General features: G+C 45.6%; 17 protein-coding genes. 16 read left to right on the top strand and 1 reads right to left on the bottom strand.

Annotated features, from left to right (window positions below; translation table 11 throughout):
* Window positions 1–69: 69 nt before the first annotated feature.
* The 16 genes from AB5916_RS02385 (at window position 70) to spoIVA (ending at window position 20574) form a co-directional block, all read left to right on the top strand.
* Window positions 70–252, top strand: coding sequence for a CooT family nickel-binding protein (locus tag AB5916_RS02385; protein WP_158420449.1), 183 nt, complete (start codon window positions 70–72; stop codon window positions 250–252).
* A 122-nt stretch (window positions 253–374) separates the two neighbouring features.
* The gene (locus AB5916_RS02380) at window positions 375–1307 is read left to right on the top strand and encodes a methylenetetrahydrofolate reductase (protein WP_158420448.1); all 933 of its coding nucleotides are present in this window, start codon (window positions 375–377) and stop codon (window positions 1305–1307) included.
* 41 nt (window positions 1308–1348) lie between these two features.
* Window positions 1349–2119, top strand: coding sequence for an AAA family ATPase (locus tag AB5916_RS02375; RefSeq protein ID WP_158420447.1), 771 nt, complete (start codon window positions 1349–1351; stop codon window positions 2117–2119).
* Window positions 2120–2257: 138 nt separating this feature from the next.
* Complete coding sequence (cooS, locus tag AB5916_RS02370; protein ID WP_158420446.1) at window positions 2258–4150, top strand: anaerobic carbon-monoxide dehydrogenase catalytic subunit; 1893 nt, start codon at window positions 2258–2260, stop codon at window positions 4148–4150.
* Window positions 4151–4174: 24 nt separating this feature from the next.
* Window positions 4175–4942, top strand: coding sequence for an AAA family ATPase (locus tag AB5916_RS02365; protein ID WP_158420445.1), 768 nt, complete (start codon window positions 4175–4177; stop codon window positions 4940–4942).
* Window positions 4943–5012: 70 nt separating this feature from the next.
* Window positions 5013–7142, top strand: coding sequence for an acetyl-CoA decarbonylase/synthase complex subunit alpha/beta (gene acsB, locus AB5916_RS02360; protein ID WP_368189097.1), 2130 nt, complete (start codon window positions 5013–5015; stop codon window positions 7140–7142).
* A 259-nt stretch (window positions 7143–7401) separates the two neighbouring features.
* Window positions 7402–9528, top strand: coding sequence for an acetyl-CoA decarbonylase/synthase complex subunit alpha/beta (gene acsB, locus AB5916_RS02355; protein WP_368189096.1), 2127 nt, complete (start codon window positions 7402–7404; stop codon window positions 9526–9528).
* A 39-nt stretch (window positions 9529–9567) separates the two neighbouring features.
* The gene (acsD, locus tag AB5916_RS02350; RefSeq protein WP_158420441.1) at window positions 9568–10509 is read left to right on the top strand and encodes an acetyl-CoA decarbonylase/synthase complex subunit delta; all 942 of its coding nucleotides are present in this window, start codon (window positions 9568–9570) and stop codon (window positions 10507–10509) included.
* A gap of 21 nt (window positions 10510–10530) precedes the next feature.
* A complete protein-coding gene (gene acsC / locus AB5916_RS02345) occupies window positions 10531–11877 on the top strand; it encodes an acetyl-CoA decarbonylase/synthase complex subunit gamma (RefSeq protein ID WP_158420440.1) in 1347 nt (448 codons plus the stop codon).
* 44 nt (window positions 11878–11921) lie between these two features.
* A complete protein-coding gene (gene acsE / locus AB5916_RS02340) occupies window positions 11922–12707 on the top strand; it encodes a carbon monoxide dehydrogenase/acetyl-CoA synthase methytransferase subunit (RefSeq protein ID WP_158420439.1) in 786 nt (261 codons plus the stop codon).
* Between the two features lie 84 nt (window positions 12708–12791).
* Window positions 12792–14735: a corrinoid activation/regeneration protein AcsV gene (gene acsV, locus AB5916_RS02335; RefSeq protein WP_368189094.1), complete on the top strand. Its 1944-nt coding sequence runs from the start codon at window positions 12792–12794 to the stop codon at window positions 14733–14735.
* A 19-nt stretch (window positions 14736–14754) separates the two neighbouring features.
* Entirely contained in the window at window positions 14755–15417 is a 663-nt protein-coding gene (locus AB5916_RS02330; RefSeq protein WP_173727391.1) for a DUF3786 domain-containing protein, read from the top strand.
* A gap of 89 nt (window positions 15418–15506) precedes the next feature.
* A complete protein-coding gene (locus AB5916_RS02325; protein ID WP_368189093.1) occupies window positions 15507–17192 on the top strand; it encodes a formate--tetrahydrofolate ligase in 1686 nt (561 codons plus the stop codon).
* 52 nt (window positions 17193–17244) lie between these two features.
* Window positions 17245–17874 (top strand): cyclodeaminase/cyclohydrolase family protein, encoded by a 630-nt coding sequence (locus AB5916_RS02320; protein ID WP_368189092.1) that lies wholly within the window; start codon window positions 17245–17247, stop codon window positions 17872–17874.
* Between the two features lie 37 nt (window positions 17875–17911).
* Window positions 17912–18763, top strand: coding sequence for a bifunctional 5,10-methylenetetrahydrofolate dehydrogenase/5,10-methenyltetrahydrofolate cyclohydrolase (locus AB5916_RS02315; protein ID WP_158420435.1), 852 nt, complete (start codon window positions 17912–17914; stop codon window positions 18761–18763).
* Between the two features lie 344 nt (window positions 18764–19107).
* On the top strand, window positions 19108–20574 hold the full coding sequence (gene spoIVA, locus AB5916_RS02310; protein WP_368189091.1) for a stage IV sporulation protein A: 1467 nt from the start codon (window positions 19108–19110) through the stop codon (window positions 20572–20574).
* A gap of 25 nt (window positions 20575–20599) precedes the next feature.
* Here the strand turns inward: spoIVA and AB5916_RS02305 are convergent, their stop codons facing one another.
* On the bottom strand, window positions 20600–20752 hold the full coding sequence (locus AB5916_RS02305; protein WP_173727285.1) for a hypothetical protein: 153 nt from the start codon (window positions 20750–20752) through the stop codon (window positions 20600–20602).
* Window positions 20753–20816 lie beyond the last annotated feature (64 nt).

Raw genomic sequence — 20816 nt, 5'->3', positions numbered from 1 at the left:
GGGTGCATAAGCACGGTTGTTGCAAAGCGGCTGTTTTTGCAGCTGTGAATATTAAGGAGGCGTTTGACTATGTGTCTTGCAACCGTTTACAAACAGAGTGATGATTCAGTGATCTTCAAAAATGTAAGCCGTATTGATGTAGATGGCGATAAGCTTGTTCTTCGTGATATCATGGGGGATGAGCGTATTGTAGAAGGCAGTATCCTTATGGTAGATCTTGCCAACAGTATTGTTAAGGTAAAATGTGATTAGCCAGTCATGGCTTCCACATTCCTACAGGATCGCTGGGGCGAATGCGGATCATAATAACAGGTAATAAGGGCTTTTGGGCCTTTAGTTATATAAAGCAAATAATATACGTGGAGGTATGTAAAATGAAATTATCAGAAGCAATGAAAGAAAAGATGCTGCTGTCCTTCGAACTTTTCCCACCGAAGACGGAAAAAGGAATGGCAAATCTTCCTGGAACGATTGAGCACCTGATGAAATATCATCCGGAGTACATTTCCTGTACATATGGTGCAGGCGGCGGAAATGTAGGCGCCAACAGAGAAGTGTGTCAGATGATCAAGAATGCAGGTACTATCCCTGTAACACATTTTACAGTTATTAAGAATACAAAAGACGGTATCAAAGCTCAGCTGGATCAGTATCTGGAAGAGGGCGTTGATCATATGCTTGCGCTTCGTGGAGATATTCCCCTTGGCGAGACTACTACCTGCGGTGATTTTGATTATGCAACAGACCTTGTTAAGTTTGTTCGTGACCAGTACGGCGATAAATTTGAGATCGCTGTAGCAGGATCTCCGGAAGGACACATTGCATGTCGCAGCCTTGAGAGTGACATTGCAGTCCTCAGACAGAAACAGGACAATGGTGCTGATTATATCATGACTCAGCTTTGCTGGGATATGGAGCAGTTCAAATACTGGCTGGATGCTATCCGTAAAGCCGGTGTTACAATGCCTGTAGATGTTGGAGTAATGCCGATCCTTGATATGTCTGCTACCATTAATATGGCTCTTTCACGTAACGGCTGTGTAATGGATCGTGAGCTTTGCAGACTGATCTCCAGACATTGGCTGTTCCCGAATCCATTTGCAGCAAAAGATGCAGACGGCAAGCCATTTGATATGTTCTATGATGATAAGATCAAAGCATTCAAAGAAGAGGGTATTGAGTATACTATCAAACAGATCGATGAGTATCGTGCACTTGGTGTTGACGGTATCCATCTGTATGCACTTAACAAATGGAAAGATGTTTCTGAGATCATTGACAGATCCGGACTTCGCACACTTGTATAAGATTGCAGCATTATGATAATTGACAGGAGGCATTTAAAGTTATGGCACATGTTATTGCAGTTGCAGGTAAAGGCGGCGTTGGAAAGACCACATTATGCGGAATGCTGATCCAGTATCTCTGCGAACAGGGCAAGGGTCCTGTGCTGGCAGTAGATGCAGATGCCAATTCCAATCTGAATGAGGTTCTTGGCGTAAAGGTGGAGACAACTCTTGGCGATGTAAGGGAAGAGATCGCACAGGCAGAACTGGCGAAGGTTAGCCCGATTCCAGCCGGTATGTCCAAGGCTGACTATGCTGAAATGCGTTTTGAGGATGCACTTGTGGAGGATGATGATTTTGACCTTCTGGTTATGGGCAGGACTCAGGGCAAAGGCTGCTATTGCTATGTAAATGGCCTCCTGCAGACACAGCTGGCAAAATACCAGAACAATTATCCTTACTTTGTAGTAGATAATGAAGCTGGTATGGAACATATCAGCAGAGGCGTACTGCCCAGCATGCAGACGGCTATTCTGGTGAGCGACTGCTCCAGGAGGGGCATCCAGGCAGTAGGACGTATTGCAAAGCTGATCCAGGAGTGCAACATGCATCCTGATACAGTAGGACTGATCGTGAACCGTGCGCCGCAGGGTAAGCTGAATGAGGGGATCCAGGAAGAGATCCGGAATCAGGGTCTTACACTTCTGGGAGTGGTTCCGCAGGATGAGTCTGTTTATGAGTTTGACTGTGAGGGACGTCCCACGGTAGAGCTTCCGGAGGATAATCCTGTAAAGAAAGCACTTCGTGAAATTGCCGGCAAATTAAATCTTTGATTTTTTTTAAATAAAATATCCCATGGGTGGGGATGGGATGCCTGCCCTGGGATCATCTAATATACCCAAGAAGTACATCCATGGTTCTCTTTTGAAAATTGTTCATGCATGGATGTATGATCATTAAGGAGGTTAATAATGAGCGAATTTAAATTGACTACAGTGGAAGAGTTTGAAGCTGCCACAGCCCGTCTTCTTGAGACAGGTGCAAAGGTAGGCGCTGATGCATGGCAGATGCGTGTAAAGAATCAGACTCCTCACTGTAAATTTGGTGAGCAGGGTGTCTGCTGCCGTATCTGTTCCATGGGACCATGCCGTATTACACCAAAGGCATCCAGAGGTATCTGCGGATGTGACGTACACGGTATCGTAGGAAGAAACTTCCTTCGTTTCGTAGCTGGCGGTGCTGCTACCCATTCTGATCACGGCCGTGAGATCTGTATCACACTGAGCCATGCAAAAGAGGGCGGCGATTATCAGGTAAAGGATCCTGAGAAGCTGATCCGTATTGCAAAAGAGTGGGGCGTTGAGACAGAGGGAAGAGATATTTACGATCTTGCTCACGAGATGTCTGAACTTGCTCAGGAAGAATATGGAAAGATCAAAGGCTATTCCAGATGGCTTAAAAGAGCTCCTCAGCATACACAGGATCTGTGGCATGCAGCAGGCATTGAGCCAAGAGCGATCGACCGTGAGGTTTCCTGCGCTCTTCATATGACCCATATGGGTAACACCAGCAAGCCGGAGGCTCTGATCCGTCAGTCCCTTCGTAACGGACTTTCTGATGGATGGGGCGGTTCCATGTGCGGAACTGAGTTCTCTGACGTTCTGTTCGGAACACCAAAGCCAATTGACACAGAAGCAAATCTTGGTGTTATGGTTGAAGAGAATGTAAATATCGTTGTTCATGGTCATGATCCAAGCCTTTCTGAGATGATCTGTGAGTATGCAGACAGCAAGGAAATGATCGATTATGCAAAATCCATGGGCGCTAAGGGAATCACTGTATCCGGTGTATGCTGTACTTCCAATGAGGTTGCTATGCGCCGTGGTATTCCGATGGCAGGTAACTTCCTGCAGCAGGAGAACGTAGTGCTTACAGGCGCATGTGAGGCTATCGTTGTTGACGTTCAGTGTATCTTCCCGGCTCTTGGGCCTCTTTCCAAGTGCTTCCATACCAAGTTCATCACAACTTCTCCGATCTGCCAGATGCCAGACTCTGATTTCATTGAGTTCCATTCTGACAACGCAGGAGAGACAGCTAAGAATATCGTAAAGCTTGCCTGTGAGAACTTCAAGAACAGAAGACCGGAGCTTGTACATATTCCTCAGCTGAAGCATAAAGCAACAGTTGGATATTCTGTAGAAGCTATCGTTAAGACACTTGACGGTGTTACCAACTCTCAGGTTGATGAGACTGGTACAACCAAACCTCTTATTGAGTGCATTACTTCCGGTGTTATCCGTGGAGCAGTTGCTATGGTTGGCTGCAACAACCCGAAAGTAAGACCGGACACAGCACATATTGAACTGATGAAGAAGCTGATCGCAAATGATATCGTGATCATCGCTTCTGGATGTTCCGCACAGGCTGCAGCCCGTGCAGGCCTTATGGACAAAGCTGCAAAGGATCTTTGCGGTGCAGGTCTGAAACGTGTTTGCGAGCTTGCAGATATCCCACCAGTATTACATATGGGCTCCTGTGTTGATATCAGCCGTATGATGATCCTTGCAGCTGAGCTTGCAAAGGATTCCGGACTTAACATTTCCCAGCTTCCTGTTGTAGGATGTGCTCCGGAGTGGATGTCTGAGAAGGCTGTATCCATTGGTAACTATGTAGTAGCTACAGGTCTTGATACCTTCCTTGGTGTAGATCCTTATGTTTCCGGATCTACAGAGGTGGCAGAGCTTCTTACCAGCGGCGTTCGTGATTGGGTAGAGGCTGCTTATACCGTTGAAAAAGACATTGATAAATTAGGCGATCTGATGATCGAGAGAATCGAAGCAAAACGTGACGCTCTCGGAATCTGATAGCAGGAAAGGCGCGATTAACTTATGAAGATAGCAGTAACCGGTAAAGGCGGAGTAGGAAAGACAACTTTTGCGGCAACACTTGCCAGATTATACGCAGATGAGGGGAAGAAGGTTCTTGCAGCAGATGTGGATCCGGATGCCAATCTTGGCCTTGCCCTTGGTTTTGATGAGGATACACTGGATTCCATTGTACCGATATCAAAGATGCGTAAGCTTGTGGAGGAACGTACAGGAGCAAACAGCCGGAATCAGTTCTATACACTGAATCCTAAAGTGGATGATATTCCGGATACCTACGGAAAGACCTGCAACGGAGTAAAACTGCTTGTCCTTGGTACTGTGGAGACAGGGGGAGGCGGATGTGTCTGCCCTGAGCATGTAATGCTTAAAAGGATCATCAGCAATCTTGTGGTTCACAGAGATGATGTGGTGATCATGGACATGGAAGCCGGCCTGGAGCATCTGGGCCGGGGTACCACAGAAAGTATGGATGAGTTTATCGTGGTGATCGAGCCGGGTGCAAGAAGCGTACAGACTTACAAGAATGTTAAGCGTCTTGCAAAAGACCTGGGTGTATCCCAGGTGAAAGTGGTGGCTAACAAAGTGAGAAACTCTGAGGATGAGGAGTTTATCCGCTCCAGGATCCCGGCAGAAGATCTCCTTGGGATGATCCATTACAATACTGAAGTAATGGACGCAGACCGCCAGGGGAAATCCCCCTATGATTTCAGCCAGTCTGTGACGGATGAGATCAGAAAGATCAAGAATAAAATAGATGGGACCATCTGATAACAGATGAGCGATCGGAGGGTTTCCTGTAAATAATGATTCAAGTCTGTAAATAATAGGAGGTATGACAGTGACATTATTTGATAGAGTATTCAGCGGAAATGACGCTGTATATGGTTTAACAGAAGGTGCGATTGATGCTGCAATTGCTCAGTATGGCGAAGACAAAGCAGTAAGCTTTCCTGACACAGCTTACAGCCTTCCATGCTACTATTCAGTAACCGGTTCTAAGGTTACTACCTTAAAAGAATTAAAAGAAGCCCTTGGTGTTGTAAAAACACTGATGACAAGAGAAAAAAGACTGAATGATGCATTTATGTCCGGTGTTGCTACCGCACTTTGTGCTGAGTTCATCGAAGTCCTGAAATATATTGACGGTGCTGTACCATATGAAGAGCCATGCTATGGCCATCTTGCTGATGCAGTGATCCGTGAGCTGGGTGTTCCCCTTGTAACAGGAGATATCCCAGGCGTTGCAGTTATCCTTGGCACAGCTCCTTCTGTAGAAGAGGGTGTTGCTCTTGTAAAGAGCTATCAGTCACAGGGTATCCTTGTAACACTGGTTGGCGGCATCATTGACCAGGTAAAAGAAGCTGGTATGAATACTGGCGCAAATGTACGTGTTATCCCGCTTGGCAAGGATGTTACAGCAGTGATCCATGTAGTATCCGTAGCACTTCGTGCAGCCCTGATCTTCGGTAATGTAACACCTGGTGATGCAGGCACTCTTATGAAATATACCATGGATCGTGTTCCGGCATTTGTTAATGCTTTCGGACCTCTGGATGATGTTGTTGTTGCATGCGGTGCTGGTGCCATCGCACTTGGTTTCCCTGTTATCACAAACGAGACAGAGAACATTTTCCGTGTACCTAAGAGCCTGATCGTTCAGGAGGATGTTAGCAAATTTAATGCTACTTCCCTTGAGGCACGTGACATTAAGATCAAGATCACAAATATTGATATCCCGGTTGCATTTGCATCTGCATTCGAGGGTGAGATCATCCGTCGTAAAGACATGCGTGTTGAGTTTGACGGTTCCCGTGTAGACTGTGCAGAGCTTGTACATACCTGTGACGCTTCAGAGGTTGAGGACCACAAGATCACAGTTGTTGGACCGGAAGTAGACGAGATGGAAGATGGAAGCAAGAACAGCATTGCTTATGTTGTTAAAGTTTCCGGTAAGAACATGCAGCCAGACTTTGAGCCGGTTATCGAGCGTAAATTCCACAACTACATCAACTGTATCGAGGGTGTATACCATACAGGCCAGAGAGATATGCAGCGTATCCGTATCAGCCATGCAGCATTTGATGCAGGATTCCGTATCAAACATATTGGTGAGGTTCTGTATACACAGGTTAAGAATGAGTTTGATGCTGTTGTAGATAAGTGTGAGGTTGTGATCTATACAGATCCTGCTGAGTGTACAAGAATTCGTCATGAAGTTGCTATCCCGATCTTTGAGAAACGTGATGACCGTCTTGCAAATCTTACAGATGAGTCTGTTGACGTATATTACAGCTGTATCCTCTGCCAGGCCTTCTCCCCGTCCCATGTATGCGTGGTAACACCAGAGAGACTTGGACTTTGCGGTGCAGTTTCATGGCTGGATGCTAAGGCTACCTACGAGCTGGATCCGAATGGACCTTGCCAGGTAATTACAAAAGAGCGTCCGATCAACGAAGAACTTGGTGCTTATGAGGATGTTGATGAAGCAGTTCAGAAATTATCCCAGGGTGCTCTGGAGCATGTTACATTGTACTCCATTATGCAGGATCCTATGACTTCCTGCGGATGCTTCGAGTGTATCTGTGGTATCGAGCCATTCTCCAACGGTGTTGTTATCGCAAACCGTGAGTATGCAGGCATGACACCTCTTGGAATGACCTTCTCAGAGATGGCATCCATGACAGGCGGTGGTGTTCAGACACCTGGTTTCATGGGACATGGTAAGCATTTTATTGCTTCCAAGAAATTTATGAAAGCTGAGGGCGGTATCGAGCGTATCGTCTGGATGCCAAAAGAATTAAAAGAGTTTATCGCAGACAAATTAAATGCAACTGCAAAAGACCTTTACGGAATCGACAACTTCACTGATATGATCGGTGATGAGACAGTAGCAACTGATCCGGAGACTCTGGTAGGCTTCCTTACAGAGAAAGGTCATCCTGCACTTGCACTGGATCCAATGATGTAATTGCGGATTTGTCTTACCTGTTTTAACAGGACATGACGTAAAGCTTTGCAGCGGAGGGTAAAGTTTTGGTCTTGTGATCGGCAATCCGGGACAGGGGATATTTTCCCCTGCCCCGGTTTACGATATAGCCTCCGGCAGGATTGCAGAGGTGCGCAGGAGAAGTATGTCATGCAATTGCATGACGCGCACCTCGCAGCAAGAATGCCGAGGCATTCTTGATTCAGGTTTAGATTAACATACAAAAAAGGAGATGGAAACAATGTTAATCAACAGAATTTTCAGCGGAAATGACGCTGTTTACGGCCTTACAGAGAAGGCTGTAAACGATGCCGTACAAGCCAATGGCGCAGACAAGGCTGTAGGATTTCCACATACAGCATACTGTCTGCCGTGTTACTATGCTGTTACCGGTGTTAAGATCAAAACACTGGGAGAGCTTAAGGAAGCTCTTGGTGTAGTAAAATCCCTGATGAACAGGGAAGAGACCCTTGACAATGCTCTGATGTCCGGTGTTGCTACAGCTCTGTGCGCAGAGTTTATTGAAGCACTGAAATATCTGGATGGTGCAGAACCTTATCAGGAGCCATGCTATGGCCATCTTGCGGATTCAATCATCCGTGAGCTTGGTGTACCCCTTGTTACCGGCGACATTCCAGGCGTAGCCGTGATCCTTGGATCCGCACCTACAGCCCAGGAAGGCGTAGATCTGATCAAAAGCTACCAGGCACAGGGTATTCTTGTAACTTTGGTAGGCGGTATTATTGACCAGGCACAGGAACTGGGGCTTAAGATGGGATACAATCTCCGTATCGTTCCTCTTGGTAAGGACGTTACCTCTGTGATCCATGTGGTATCTGTTGCACTTCGTGCAGCACTGATCTTTGGTAATGTAACACCAGGGGATGCAGCATCACTGATTTCTTATACCGCTGAGAGGGTACCTGCATTTGTAAATGCCTTTAAGCCGGTAGATGACGTTGTACTGGCTGCAGGAGCCGGTGCGATCAAGCTTGGATTCCCGGTAATCTCCAATGAGACTGAGAATATTGAAGAAGTACCAGGCGCACTGATCGCATGCCCCAATGTAGCAGATTTCAATAAGGTTTCTTTGGAAGCCAGAAATATTAAGATCAAGATCACAAAAGTAGATATCCCGGTTGCATTTGCCTCTGCATTTGAGGGGGAGATCATCCGTCGTAAGGATATGCGTGTGGAATTTGACGGTTCCCGTGTGGACTGCGTAGAGCTTGTACAGACCAAGGCCATGGACGAGGTTGAGGATCACAAGATCACGGTCGTAGGCCCGGAAATCGATACCTTTGAACCTGGCAGCAAACATAGTCTTGCTTACCTGGTAGAAGTAGCAGGAAAGAAGATGCAGCCGGATTTTGAACCGGTTATCGAGCGTAAATTCCACAATTATATAAACTGCATTGAGGGTGTTTATCATACAGGCCAGAGGGATATGTTCCGTATCCGTATCAGTAATGAGGCTTATGAAGCAGGCTTCCGTGCGAAACATTTCGGAGAAGTACTGTATACCCAGGTGAAGAATGAATTTGAAGCAGTTGTAGACAAATGTCAGGTAACGATCTTTACAGATCCGGCAGAATGTACCAGGATGCGTCATGAAGTAGGTATTCCTACCTTTGACAAACGTGATGCCCGTCTGGAGACTCTTACAGATGAGTCAGTAGATGTGTATTACAGCTGTATCCTGTGCCAGGCATTTTCTCCGTCCCATGTGTGCGTAGTCACACCTGAAAGACTGGGGCTTTGCGGTGCTGTTTCCTGGCTTGATGCAAAATCTACGAATGAGCTTGATCCAAACGGACCATGTCAGGTGATCACAAAGGAACGTCCTATTGATGAGAACCTGGGGTCTTATGAAGATGTGGATGAGGCAGTTCAGAAGTTCTCACAGGGAGCTCTTGAGCATGTTACCTTGTATTCCATTATGCAGGATCCTATGACTTCCTGCGGATGCTTTGAATGTATCTGCGGTATTGAGCCATTTTCCAATGGCGTGGTGATCGCAAACCGTGAGTATGCCGGTATGACTCCTCTTGGAATGACGTTCTCCGAGATGGCATCCATGACTGGCGGCGGTGTTCAGACACCTGGATTTATGGGACATGGAAAACATTTTATTTCATCTAAGAAATTCATGAAGGCAGAAGGCGGTATTGAACGTATTGTATGGATGCCCAAGGAATTAAAGGACACAGTTGCAGAACGCTTGAATAAGACTGCAAAAGAGCTTTATGGGATTGACAATTTTACGGATATGATCGGGGATGAAACCGTTGCAACAGATCCGGAAGTGCTTGTTGCATTTTTAACAGAACATAATCATCCGGCATTGTCAATGGACCCGATGATGTAGTATAATTATTTTTGAATAATCTAAGGAGGCTTATTAGAAATGCCATTTAATCAGAAACCACAAAAATTTAATGCAAAGATCAATGCGGTTACGGTTGGAACTGGCGATAAAGCAGTTGTTATAGGAGGCAATTCCACATTCCCTTTCTATACATTTGATAATCCGACCGAGAACGCTCCGAAGATCGGTGTTGAGATCACCGATATGGGCCTTGATGATTTTGCTCCTGGAATCAGGGCATATTATGAAGGCTGCACCACCATGGCTGAGATTGCCAAGAAGGCAGCTGCTATGGAAGGTGGAGATTTTGTTGTGCTCAATCTGGATGGCGGAGATCCTAACGGAGCTAACAAATCTACAGAGGAACTGATCGCAGTTGTAAAAGAGGTTGCAGAGGCTATTGACTGTCCACTGGTTGTAGAGGGCTGCAAGAATGTGGAGAAGGATGCGGAACTTCTTCCTAAGGTTGCAGAGGCTCTTCAGGGCCGGAACATCATTGTTCTGTCTGAGAAGGAAGAGAACTACAAGGCAATCGGTGCAGCAGCAGGTCTTGCTTACGGCCAGATCGTTGGCGCAGAGTCTGCTGATGATATCAACCTTGCTAAACAGCTGAACGTTGTAACAACACAGTTAGGTGTTGATGCAAAGAAGATCGTTATGAATGTTGGAACAGCTACTGTAGGATATGGTTATGAGTATGTTGTTTCCACTATGGATCGTATCAAAGGTGCAGCACTTTCCCAGAATGATAATATGCTGCAGATGCCGATTATTACACCGGTAGCTTCTGAGACATGGGGCGTAAAAGAATCCGTTGCTTCCGAGGCAGATATGCCTGAGTGGGGATCTGAGGACGAGCGTGGAATTGATATGGAAGTTATGACAGCAGCAGCAGACCTGGCAGCAGGTTCTGATGCAGTAATACTGAGACATCCTCAGTCTGTGGCTACCATCGCCAAAATGATCAAAGCACTTGTGTAATAGTTAGGAGGAAGAAAAGATATGGCACTGAATGGTATTCAGATCTTTAAATTAACACCAAAGAAAAACTGTAAGGAATGTGGATGCCCGACATGTATGGCTTTCTCCATGAAAGTTGCACAGGGCGCAATGAAAATAGAGCAGTGTCCTCATATGTCTGAGGAAGCACTGGCATCTCTGTCTGAGGCTACCGCTCCGCCAATGAAAACCATTAAGATCGGTACAGGCGCAGAAGAGCTTACCCTTGGCGGTGAGACTGTTTTATTCAGACATGAGAAAACATTTGTTAACAAGACCAGATATGCTGTTGAGCTTTGCACAGGCATGGATGATGCCACTGTAGAAGCCAAACTGGCTGAGATCCCGAAGGTTGATTATGACCGTATCGGTGAGAGAATGTATGCTGAGGTTGTATATGTGAACTGCCACGAAGGCGCAGATGCAGCAGCCTATACTGCACTGGTTCAGAAAGCAGCAGGTCTTGGAAGAACTCTGGTTCTGGGATGTACAGATCCTGAGATCGCTAAAGCAGCCCTTGAAGTATGCAAGGACAGCAAACCGGTATTAAACGGTGCAAATGCTTCCAACTACGAGGCAATGAATGCAGTTGCAACAGCTGCTGGCGTTGTACTTGGAGTTTCAGGCAAAGACCTTAATGAGTTATATGATACAACAGCAGCTATCGAGAAGCTTGGCAACAAGAATCTTGTACTGGACGTAACAGGTGCTGATTTAAAAGAGACTTTCGGAAACGCTGTACAGGTTCGTCGTGCAGCACTGAAAGACCAGGACAGAACCTTTGGCTATCCGTCTATCGTTAATCTTGCAAAGATCGCAGGCGGAGATTTCCATCTGCAGGCAGCGCTGGCAGCTGTATTCACCATGAAATACGGTTCCATCATCGTTATGGAGCGTATGACTTATGCAGAAGCACTTCCTCTGTATGGTCTGCGTCAGAACGTATTCACTGACCCGCAGAAGCCAATGAAAGTTGAGCCAGGCATTTATCCGATGAATGGCGGCGATGAGAATTCTATTGTTGTTACAACAGTAGACTTCGCTCTTACATACTTCCTTGTATCCGGAGAGCTGGAGCGTTCAGGCGTTCCCCTTAACCTTGTGATCAATGATGCAGGTGGATTATCTGTACTTACATCCTGGGCAGCCGGTAAATTCTCCGGTAACAGCATTTCTCAGTTTATCAAAGAGAATGTTGAGCCAAAGGTTAAATGCAGAAAACTTGTTATCCCTGGTAAGGTAGCTGTCCTTAAGGGAGATCTTGAGTCCAAACTTCCTGGATGGGAGATCATTGTAGGACCAAGAGAAGCTGTTCAGCTTGTTAAGTTCTTAAAAGACCTTGAAGCTTAAGGCTGTGTACTGTAGAAATTAATAATGTAAAGGAGAACAATACAATGGCAAAATTTGTTACTATTGGTGAGAGACTTTCCACCACAGCTCCCATCGTAAATAAAGCATTTACAGAAAGAGATCCTGAGCCGATCTTAAAAAGAGCAAAACAGCAGCTGGATGCAGGTGCTGTATATCTTGATGTAAACATCGGACCTGCTGAGAATGATGGCGAAGACCTGATGAAATGGGCTGTAAAGCTTCTTCAGGAGAATTTCGACAATGTTCCGCTTGCTCTTGATACTTCCAATAAGAAGGCTATCGAGGCTGGTATTTCCGTATACAACAGAAGTAAAGGAAAACCGATCGTAAACTCTGCTGATGCAGCAGGAAGAATTGAGAACATCGACCTTGCAGCAGCTAACGATGCAATCGTTATCGCTCTTTGCAATGGCGAGGGTATCGCAAAAGACAATGATGAGCGTATGATGTACTGCCAGATGCTTCTTGAGAGAGGTATGGAGCATGGTATGGAGCCTACAGATCTGTGGTTCGATCCTCTGTTCCTGGTAGTAAAAGGTATGCAGGACAAACAGATGGAAGTTCTGGAAGCTATTAAGATGTTCTCTGATATGGGATTGAATTCTACAGGCGGTCTGTCCAACAACAGTAACGGTATGCCGAAGAACATCCGTCCGATCATGGATTCTGCACTGGTAGCCATGGCTATGATGCAGGGATTAACTTCCGCTATCGTAAACCCGAATGACCTTCGTCTGATGGAGACAATTAAATCCTGTGACGTATTCAAGGGCAACACCCTGTATGCAGATTCTTACCTTGAGCTGTAATTTACAGTCCGAAGATCTATATACAGAAATAACATGGGCTGGGGCTTCGGCCTCAGCCCTTTTTTTCGAGAAAGGTGGTTGCTGATGTTTAAGATAACATTTGCATTTGAAGATGGCAGTGTGGTAGAGACGTATGCCAATGCGGGGGATAATTTACTTGAGATCGCCAGAGATTCCAATGTGGCCATCGATGCACCATGTTCTGGAAACGCCTCTTGCGGCAAATGCCGGGTACAGTTAAAAGAGGGAGAGCTTGACAGTAAAAAGACATTACATATCAGTGATGAAGAGTATGATCTTGGATGGAGGCTTGCCTGTGTTAGTAAGATCATTGGGGATGTAACTGTTCTGGTGCCTGATATTGCATCTGCATATAAAAGCAGGATGAAGGTTGCTGACCTAAGCTCAAAGGAAGAAATCGCTATTTTTGAAAGAGCGAAAGAAGATGTTGAACTTACAGGAATTGAATTGAGAAATAGTCTGGATGTGATCGAAGTGTCCATGGATGAGCCCAGTCTTGAGGATACCATGCCAGACAATGAAAGACTTACCAGGGCATTAAAAAAATATATGAATCTGAAACAGGTACGGATCCCTTATATGGTGCTGAAAAAGCTTCCGGATGTATTAAGAGAGAATCATTTCAAAGTGAAATGTGTAGTCCGTACAACACCAAGTGATCTGTTTGTATATGATATTTATGGCATGGATGAAAAAGTGACCATCGGCGGACTTGCCATTGATATAGGTACAACCACAGTATCCGGTGTACTGATCAATATGGAAACAGGAGAGATCCTTGCAAAGGCATCCTCAGGTAATGGACAGATCCGTTTTGGAGCGGATGTGATCAACCGTATTATTGAGCAGCAGAAGCCGGGTGGAAAGAAGAAGCTTCAGGATGCAATCATCAAGGAAACCATTAATCCAATGATTGCCCAGATGTGTAAAAGTTCCGGGCTTCGTGCAAGTCAGATCTATCGGATGTGCGTAGCATCCAATACAACTATGAATCATCTTTTTGCAGGAGTGAATGCAGATCCTGTCCGTATGGAGCCTTATATTCCTGCATTTTACAAAACCAATTCCCTGTTTGCTTCTGATCTGGGGATTGCAGTTAATAAAGACGCACATATTATTATTGCGCCAAATATCGGAAGCTATGTTGGAGGAGATATTACAGCCGGTACATTGGTAAGCATGATCTGGAACAGACCGGAATTTTCCCTGTTTATTGACTTGGGTACTAATGGAGAGCTAGTATTTGGAAACTCTGACTTTATGATGAGCTGTGCTTGTTCTGCAGGACCTGCCTTTGAGGGCGGTGATATCAGTTGCGGTATGCGTGCCACTGACGGGGCTATTGAAGCCTGCACCATTGACAAGGAGACCATGGAGCCTTCTTACAGTGTGGTAGGAGAACCGGGCACAAAACCTGTAGGACTTTGCGGTTCTGGTATTATTGATGTGATCAGTGAACTGTTTATGTGCGGGATCATCAATCCTAAGGGCAAGTTTGTCCGTGAAGGTAGGAGGATCAGACATGACAAATATGGAATGGGCAGCTATGTGATCGCCTTTGAAGAAGAGGCCGGATCTGTTAAGGATGTGGAGATCACAGAGGTGGATATTGACAACTTTATCCGTGCCAAAGGAGCTATTTTCTCAGCTATCCGCACGATGCTCAGTTCCCTTGATTTTGATGTATCCATGATTGATGATGTATATGTTGCCGGTGGCATCGGAAGCGGGATCAATATGCGAAATGCAGTAAATATTGGTATGTTCCCGGATATTCCACTGGATAAATTCCATTACATCGGTAACTCTTCACTGACAGGTGCTTATTTGATGTTGCTTTCCACTGCAGCTGAGAAAAAGACATATGAACTGGCTTCCAACATGACATATATGGAGCTTTCTACAGTTCCCACTTATATGGATGAATTTGTAGGAGCCTGCTTTATCCCTCATACAGATACAGGAATGTTTCCGGACGTTATGAAGGATCAGCAGAACAGAAAGTAAGAGTTAGATGGAGGACAAAATGCCATTTACCATTGAAGATTTAAATTACGAAAAGGACAGCAAGGAGCGGATGCCCTGGGAGCACTATCTGGAACAGTATGGACAGGCAGATCCTCAGGTACTAGGGGAGAATCTGGGGATTCTTTATGATCAGGAGAACAGATGCTTTACACTTACATTCCTTGGCACTGTCTATCATATTACTTATCCGGATTTTCAGGTAAGCCACGAGGAGGATGACAAAGGCTTTTATCCGCTGGAGGAGATGATCTATGCCAAGATCCTTACCATCCGTTTCCTTTTGAACGGTATGAAGTCCTGTGGATCCGGTAATTTCAAAACCTACAGGGAAATGCCCTGGGGGGAGGTATATCTCCGCCAGTTTGACGGCAGATGTATCAAAAGGCTTGCTTTTACTTACGGGAACAGGATCGGTGATTTTAAGAAAATCATGGAGCATATCCATGCAGAACCTGTGAAATATGGGGATATTGCCTATGAAGTGGCTATTTACCCAGGCTATCAGATCCGTATGATCCTGTGGGAAGGGGATGAGGAGTTTCCGCCTTCTTCACAGATCCTGTTTTCAGATAATTTCCCAGTTTCTTTTGCAGCAGAGGATATGGCAGTGATGGGTGATGTGATCATTGGTTCTCTGAAAGCGTTTTTGAAAGTTGCTTGATTAAGACGGGGAATCCTGTTTTAATAAATTAGATATTTATGCGGAGGCGTTCCGATGAAAAGCGGAGCGTATAAAAAGGAGGTAATTCAATGGGGTTCAAAACTGACATTGAGATCGCACAGGAGTGCACCATGCAGCCGATCACTGAGATCGCAGAAAAAGCAGGGATTGATGACAAATACCTGGAGCAGTACGGAAAGTACAAAGCAAAAATCGATTACAATCTTTTAAAAGAATCTGACAAAGAAAATGGAAAGCTGATCCTTGTGACTGCTATCAACCCTACACCGGCTGGTGAAGGTAAGACAACAACTACCGTTGGTCTGGCTGATGCAATGCAGAAAATGGGCAAAAGTGTTATGGTAGCTCTCCGTGAGCCATCCCTTGGACCGGTATTCGGTGTTAAAGGCGGTGCAGCAGGCGGCGGATATGCACAGGTTGTTCCTATGGAGGATATCAACCTTCACTTTACAGGTGATTTCCATGCCATCGGTGCAGCGAATAACCTGCTGGCAGCAATGATCGACAACCATATTTTCCAGGGAAATGCACTGAACATTGACCCACGTAAGATCACCTGGAGAAGATGTGTAGATATGAATGACCGTCAGCTTCGTAATGTAGTAGACGGCCTTGGCGGAAGAACAAACGGTATGCCTCGTGAAGACGGATACGACATCACTGTTGCATCTGAGATCATGGCTGTTCTTTGCCTTGCAAGTGACATCAAAGACCTGAAAGAACGTCTTTCCAGGATCATCATCGGATATACATATGGCAAACCATCAGAGCAGAAGCCGGTAACAGCTGGTGACCTTCATGCAGAGGGCGCTATGACTGCACTTCTTAAAGATGCCCTGAAGCCAAACCTTGTACAGACACTGGAGCATGTACCGGCGATCGTACACGGCGGACCATTTGCAAACATCGCTCACGGATGCAACTCTGTAACTGCTACAAAAATGGCCTTAAAGCTGGCTGATTACACCATCACAGAGGCTGGTTTTGGTGCTGACCTTGGTGCAGAGAAATTCCTGGACATCAAATGCCGTATGGCAGGACTGAAGCCAAACGCAGTAGTGATCGTAGCTACTGTACGTGCACTGAAATATAATGGCGGCGTTCCAAAGGCTGACCTGAACAATGAGAACCTGGAAGCTCTGGAGAAAGGTCTTCCAAACCTTCTGAAGCATGTAAGCAATATCCGCAACGTATACAAACTGCCATGCGTAGTAGCTATTAACGCATTCCCAACAGATACCAAGGCAGAACTTGATCTTGTAGAAACAAAATGTAAGGAGCTTGGCGTAAACGTAGCACTTTCCGAAGTATGGGCAAAAGGCGGCGAAGGCGGTCTGAAGCTGGCTGAGGAAGTAGTACGTCTGTGTGATGAGCCAAACGACTTCACATATTCCTATGAGCTGGAAGGCTCCATTGAAGACAAGCTGAACCAGATCGTTCAGAAGATCTATGGCGGTAAGAGAGTTGTTCTTACAGCAAATGCCCAGAAACAGGCAAAACAGTTAGAGGCTCTTGGCTTTGGCAACTGCCCGATCTGTGTAGCTAAGACACAGTACAGCCTGACAGATGACCAGACCAAGCTTGGCGCTCCTACAGACTTTGAGGTAACAGTACGTAACCTGAAGATTTCTGCAGGTGCTGGCTTCATCGTAGCACTTACCGGCGAGATCATGACCATGCCAGGACTTCCCAAGGTACCGGCTGCTGAGAAGATCGATGTAGACGAAACAGGAAAGATCACCGGATTATTCTAAGGTCAAAATGAAATAATTTGGGAATATTCTAAAGGCAAAGGAGAACAAAAAGATGGGTTTTTCAACCAGTACATGTACTGAATTCGTGGAAGTATTAGCTTCCAAGGCTCCGGTTCCAGGCGGCGGCGGAGCATCAGCCCTTGTGGGAGCTGTTGGTACAGCTCTTGGCAACATGGTGGGCAGTCTTACTGTAGGCAAGAAGAAATATGCAGATGTAGAAGAGGAAATGTGGGAGCTGAAAGGGAAATGTGATCAGCTTCAGAAGGATTTCCTTCGTCTGATCGAGCGTGATGCAGAGGTTTTTGAGCCATTATCAAAAGCATATGGCATGCCCAAAGAAACAGAAGAAGAAAAGGCTGAGAAAGCAAGAGTTATGGCCATCGTATTAAAGGATGCCTGCTCTGTACCTATGGAGATCATGGAAAAGTGCTGTGAGGCACTGGATCTGATCAAAGAGTTTGCAGCAAAAGGTTCCAAGCTGGCGATCAGTGATGCTGGTGTTGCAGCTACCTTCTGCAAGGCAGCTTTAAAAGGAGCAAGCTTGAATGTGTATATCAATACAAAATCCATGGCTGACCGTGCATATGCAGAAGAGCTGAACGCAAAAGCCGATGCAATGCTTGAGAAATATACAAAGCTTGCAGATGAGACTTTTGACAGTGTGCTTGTCAGACTGAAATAATTTATAATTATTTATATAATATAAGGAGATAATCAAAATGGCAAAACAGTTATTAGGTAAAGAAGTAACTGCTGCATTAAATGAGCGTATTAAAGCAGATGTGGCAGCTCTTCAGGCAAAAGGTGTAAATCCTACTCTGTGCATTATCCGTGTAGGTGAGAATCCAAGTGATATTTCCTACGAGAGAGGCGCAACAAAAAGGTGTGAAACTCTTGGAGTTGCATGTGAGAAGATCCTTCTTCCGGAGGATGTGGCTCAGGAAGAATTGCTGAAAGTGATCGATGATGTAAACAAAAATGACAAGATTCATGGCGTTCTGTTATTCCGTCCTCTTCCAAAGCATCTGGATCAGGCAGTGATCGAGAACGCACTTGCACCGGAGAAAGATGTTGACTGTATGACAGATCTTTCCATGTCAGGTGTATTTACAGGCAAGAAGCTTGGCTTCCCACCATGTACACCACAGGCATGCATGGAGATCCTGGATCATTATGGTATTGACTGCACAGGCAAGAAAGCAGTTGTGATCGGAAGAAGCCTTGTTGTTGGAAAACCGGCAGCTATGATGCTTGTAAAGAAAAATGCAACGGTTACCATTTGTCATACAAGAACCGTAGATATGCCGTCTGTGGCAAGAGAAGCAGATATCATTATCGTTGCAGCAGGCCGTGCAGGTGTTGTTGGCGCTGAGTATGTAAGAGAAGGTCAGACCATTATTGATGTAGGTATTAACGTAAATGCAGAAGGAAAGCTTTGCGGAGACGTTGACTACCCGGCTGTTGAGCCAATCGTAGATGCCATCACACCGGTTCCTGGAGGAGTTGGAAGCGTGACTACTTCTGTACTTGTAGGACATGTTGTAGAAGCAGCAATGAGAAAAACAAAATAAAAGAATAGATCGAAGCCTTTTTGCATAAATATGTAACAAGATACCAGGATTGTGGAAGCGGATAGTACAAAGCAATCTGCAGGTGTTATCTCAGTCGAGAAGACTCCCACCTCTTTCAGGTGGTGAGTAACAGCAAGTTCGTCTCAGTGGGAGTCCAATCTCCGACTGAGATAAACGCTCCGCGAGGATGCGCAGTGATTCTGTTAAGAATATGTCAGCTTACGCTGACCAGAATCACGCGCCAAGTCTCGCGGCTGCTCGACTTGAACTTGGGGGCATTTGCCCCGGCATTATAACAGTACATGGGACTGTGTGTGAATGATTTGTGCAAGGGGGCTTTTTCTATGGAAAATTTTCAGGTGTACCGGGATATCCAGGCCAGGACCGGCGGAGATATATACATAGGGGTCGTAGGACCTGTCCGCACTGGAAAATCCACATTTATACGAAGGTTTATGGAACTGGTGGCACTTCCCGGAATGGAGGAAAAAAAGCAGGCAGAAGTACGGGATCAGCTGCCATTAAGCGGAATAGGTAAAATGATCACCACTGTGGAGCCTAAATTTATTCCAAAGGACGCAGTGGAAGTTACACTGGAAGGAGATCAGAAGGTAAGGGTACGGCTGATCGACTGTGTAGGATTTCTGGTAAAAGATGCTTCTGGCCATATTGAGGACGGTAAAGAGCGGATGGTAAAAACACCATGGTTCCCCAAGCCGATTCCCTTCCATGAGGCAGCAGAAGAGGGTACCAGAAAGGTGATCCAGCAGCATTCTACCATTGGACTTGTGGTCACTGCTGACGGAAGCTTTGGGGAGATCCCAAGGGAAAACTTCCGGGAAGCAGAGGAAGCTGCCGTTAAAGAATTGAAAAATCAGGGGAAACCTTTCCTGGTGATCCTGAATTCCCAGATGCCATATAAAGAAGAAACCATAAGGCTTGCAAAAGATCTTAAGGAGAAGTATCAGACAGCCGTTGTGCCTGCCAATTGTGAACAGCTGCGGAAAGAAGACATTACCAGAATACTGGAAAAGATACTGTATGAATTTCCAGTTAGTGAGGTGAGTTTTTTTATCCCCAAATGGGTTGAAATGCTGCCATTAGATCATCCGGTAAAAAGCCAGATCCTGGCACAGATCCGGGAGTTGATGAAAAAGATGACCCATATCCGTGATCTGTGTGGAGGCATTCATCTGGATGGGCCTTATGTAAGAGATACATTTCTGGAAGAATGCAGCCTTTCCAACGGAAAGGTATCTATACGGGTAGATGTGGATGATAAATATTACTATCAGATGTTAAGTGAGCTTTGCAAGGTTCCCCTGGAAAGCCAGTATGATTTGGTTAATACCATGAAAGAGCTTTCCGGCATGAGGGAAGAATATGTAAAAGTAAAAGAAGCACTGGAATCAGTACGCAGCTGCGGCTATGGGGTGGTAGTGCCTCAGCTTTCAGAAATCCGTCTGGAAGAACCGGCTGTGATCCGTCAGGGAAACAAATACGGGGTAAAGATCAGGTCTAAAAGCCCATCCATCCATATGATACGGGCAGAGATCGAAACCGAGATCGCTCCCATCGTAGGAACTGAGCAGCAGGCAAAGGATCTGATCACCTATATTGGCGATAATGCATCTGGTGAAGATGGGATCTGGGAAACAAATATATTCGGCAAATCCATTGAACAGCTGGTGCAGGATGGTATTCGCAGTAAGATTTCTTCTATCAGTCAGGAAAGTCAAATAAAGCTGCAGGACACCATGCAGAAGATCGTCAACGACAGCAAAGGCGGAATTGTCTGCATTATTATATAAAGGCTTTTCTCTGTGTGGCACGCCCCTAGCGGGGGGCGTGTTTTTTTGCCCATGCAGACAGAAATTCCATTTGTTCTCTGTCTGACAGAAGCTGGGAATCCAGGTCATTGCCGGCTGCAAGGCAGCAGCACAGAACCAGGGACTGCAGCAGAAAGAATAGAAAAAGAAACACTAGCATGCATATACCTCCTGAAAAATTCAAGTCGAGCAGCCTGAAAGAATCTGACTGTAATAAGCAGGTG

Origin of the sequence: Blautia sp. 1033sp1_1033st1_G9_1033SCRN_220408, from assembly GCF_040929965.1 — a bacterium.
Taxonomy (GTDB): Bacteria; Bacillota; Clostridia; order Lachnospirales; family Lachnospiraceae; genus Blautia_A; species Blautia_A ammoniilytica.
This window is presented reverse-complemented; position numbering and strand designations above follow the sequence as displayed.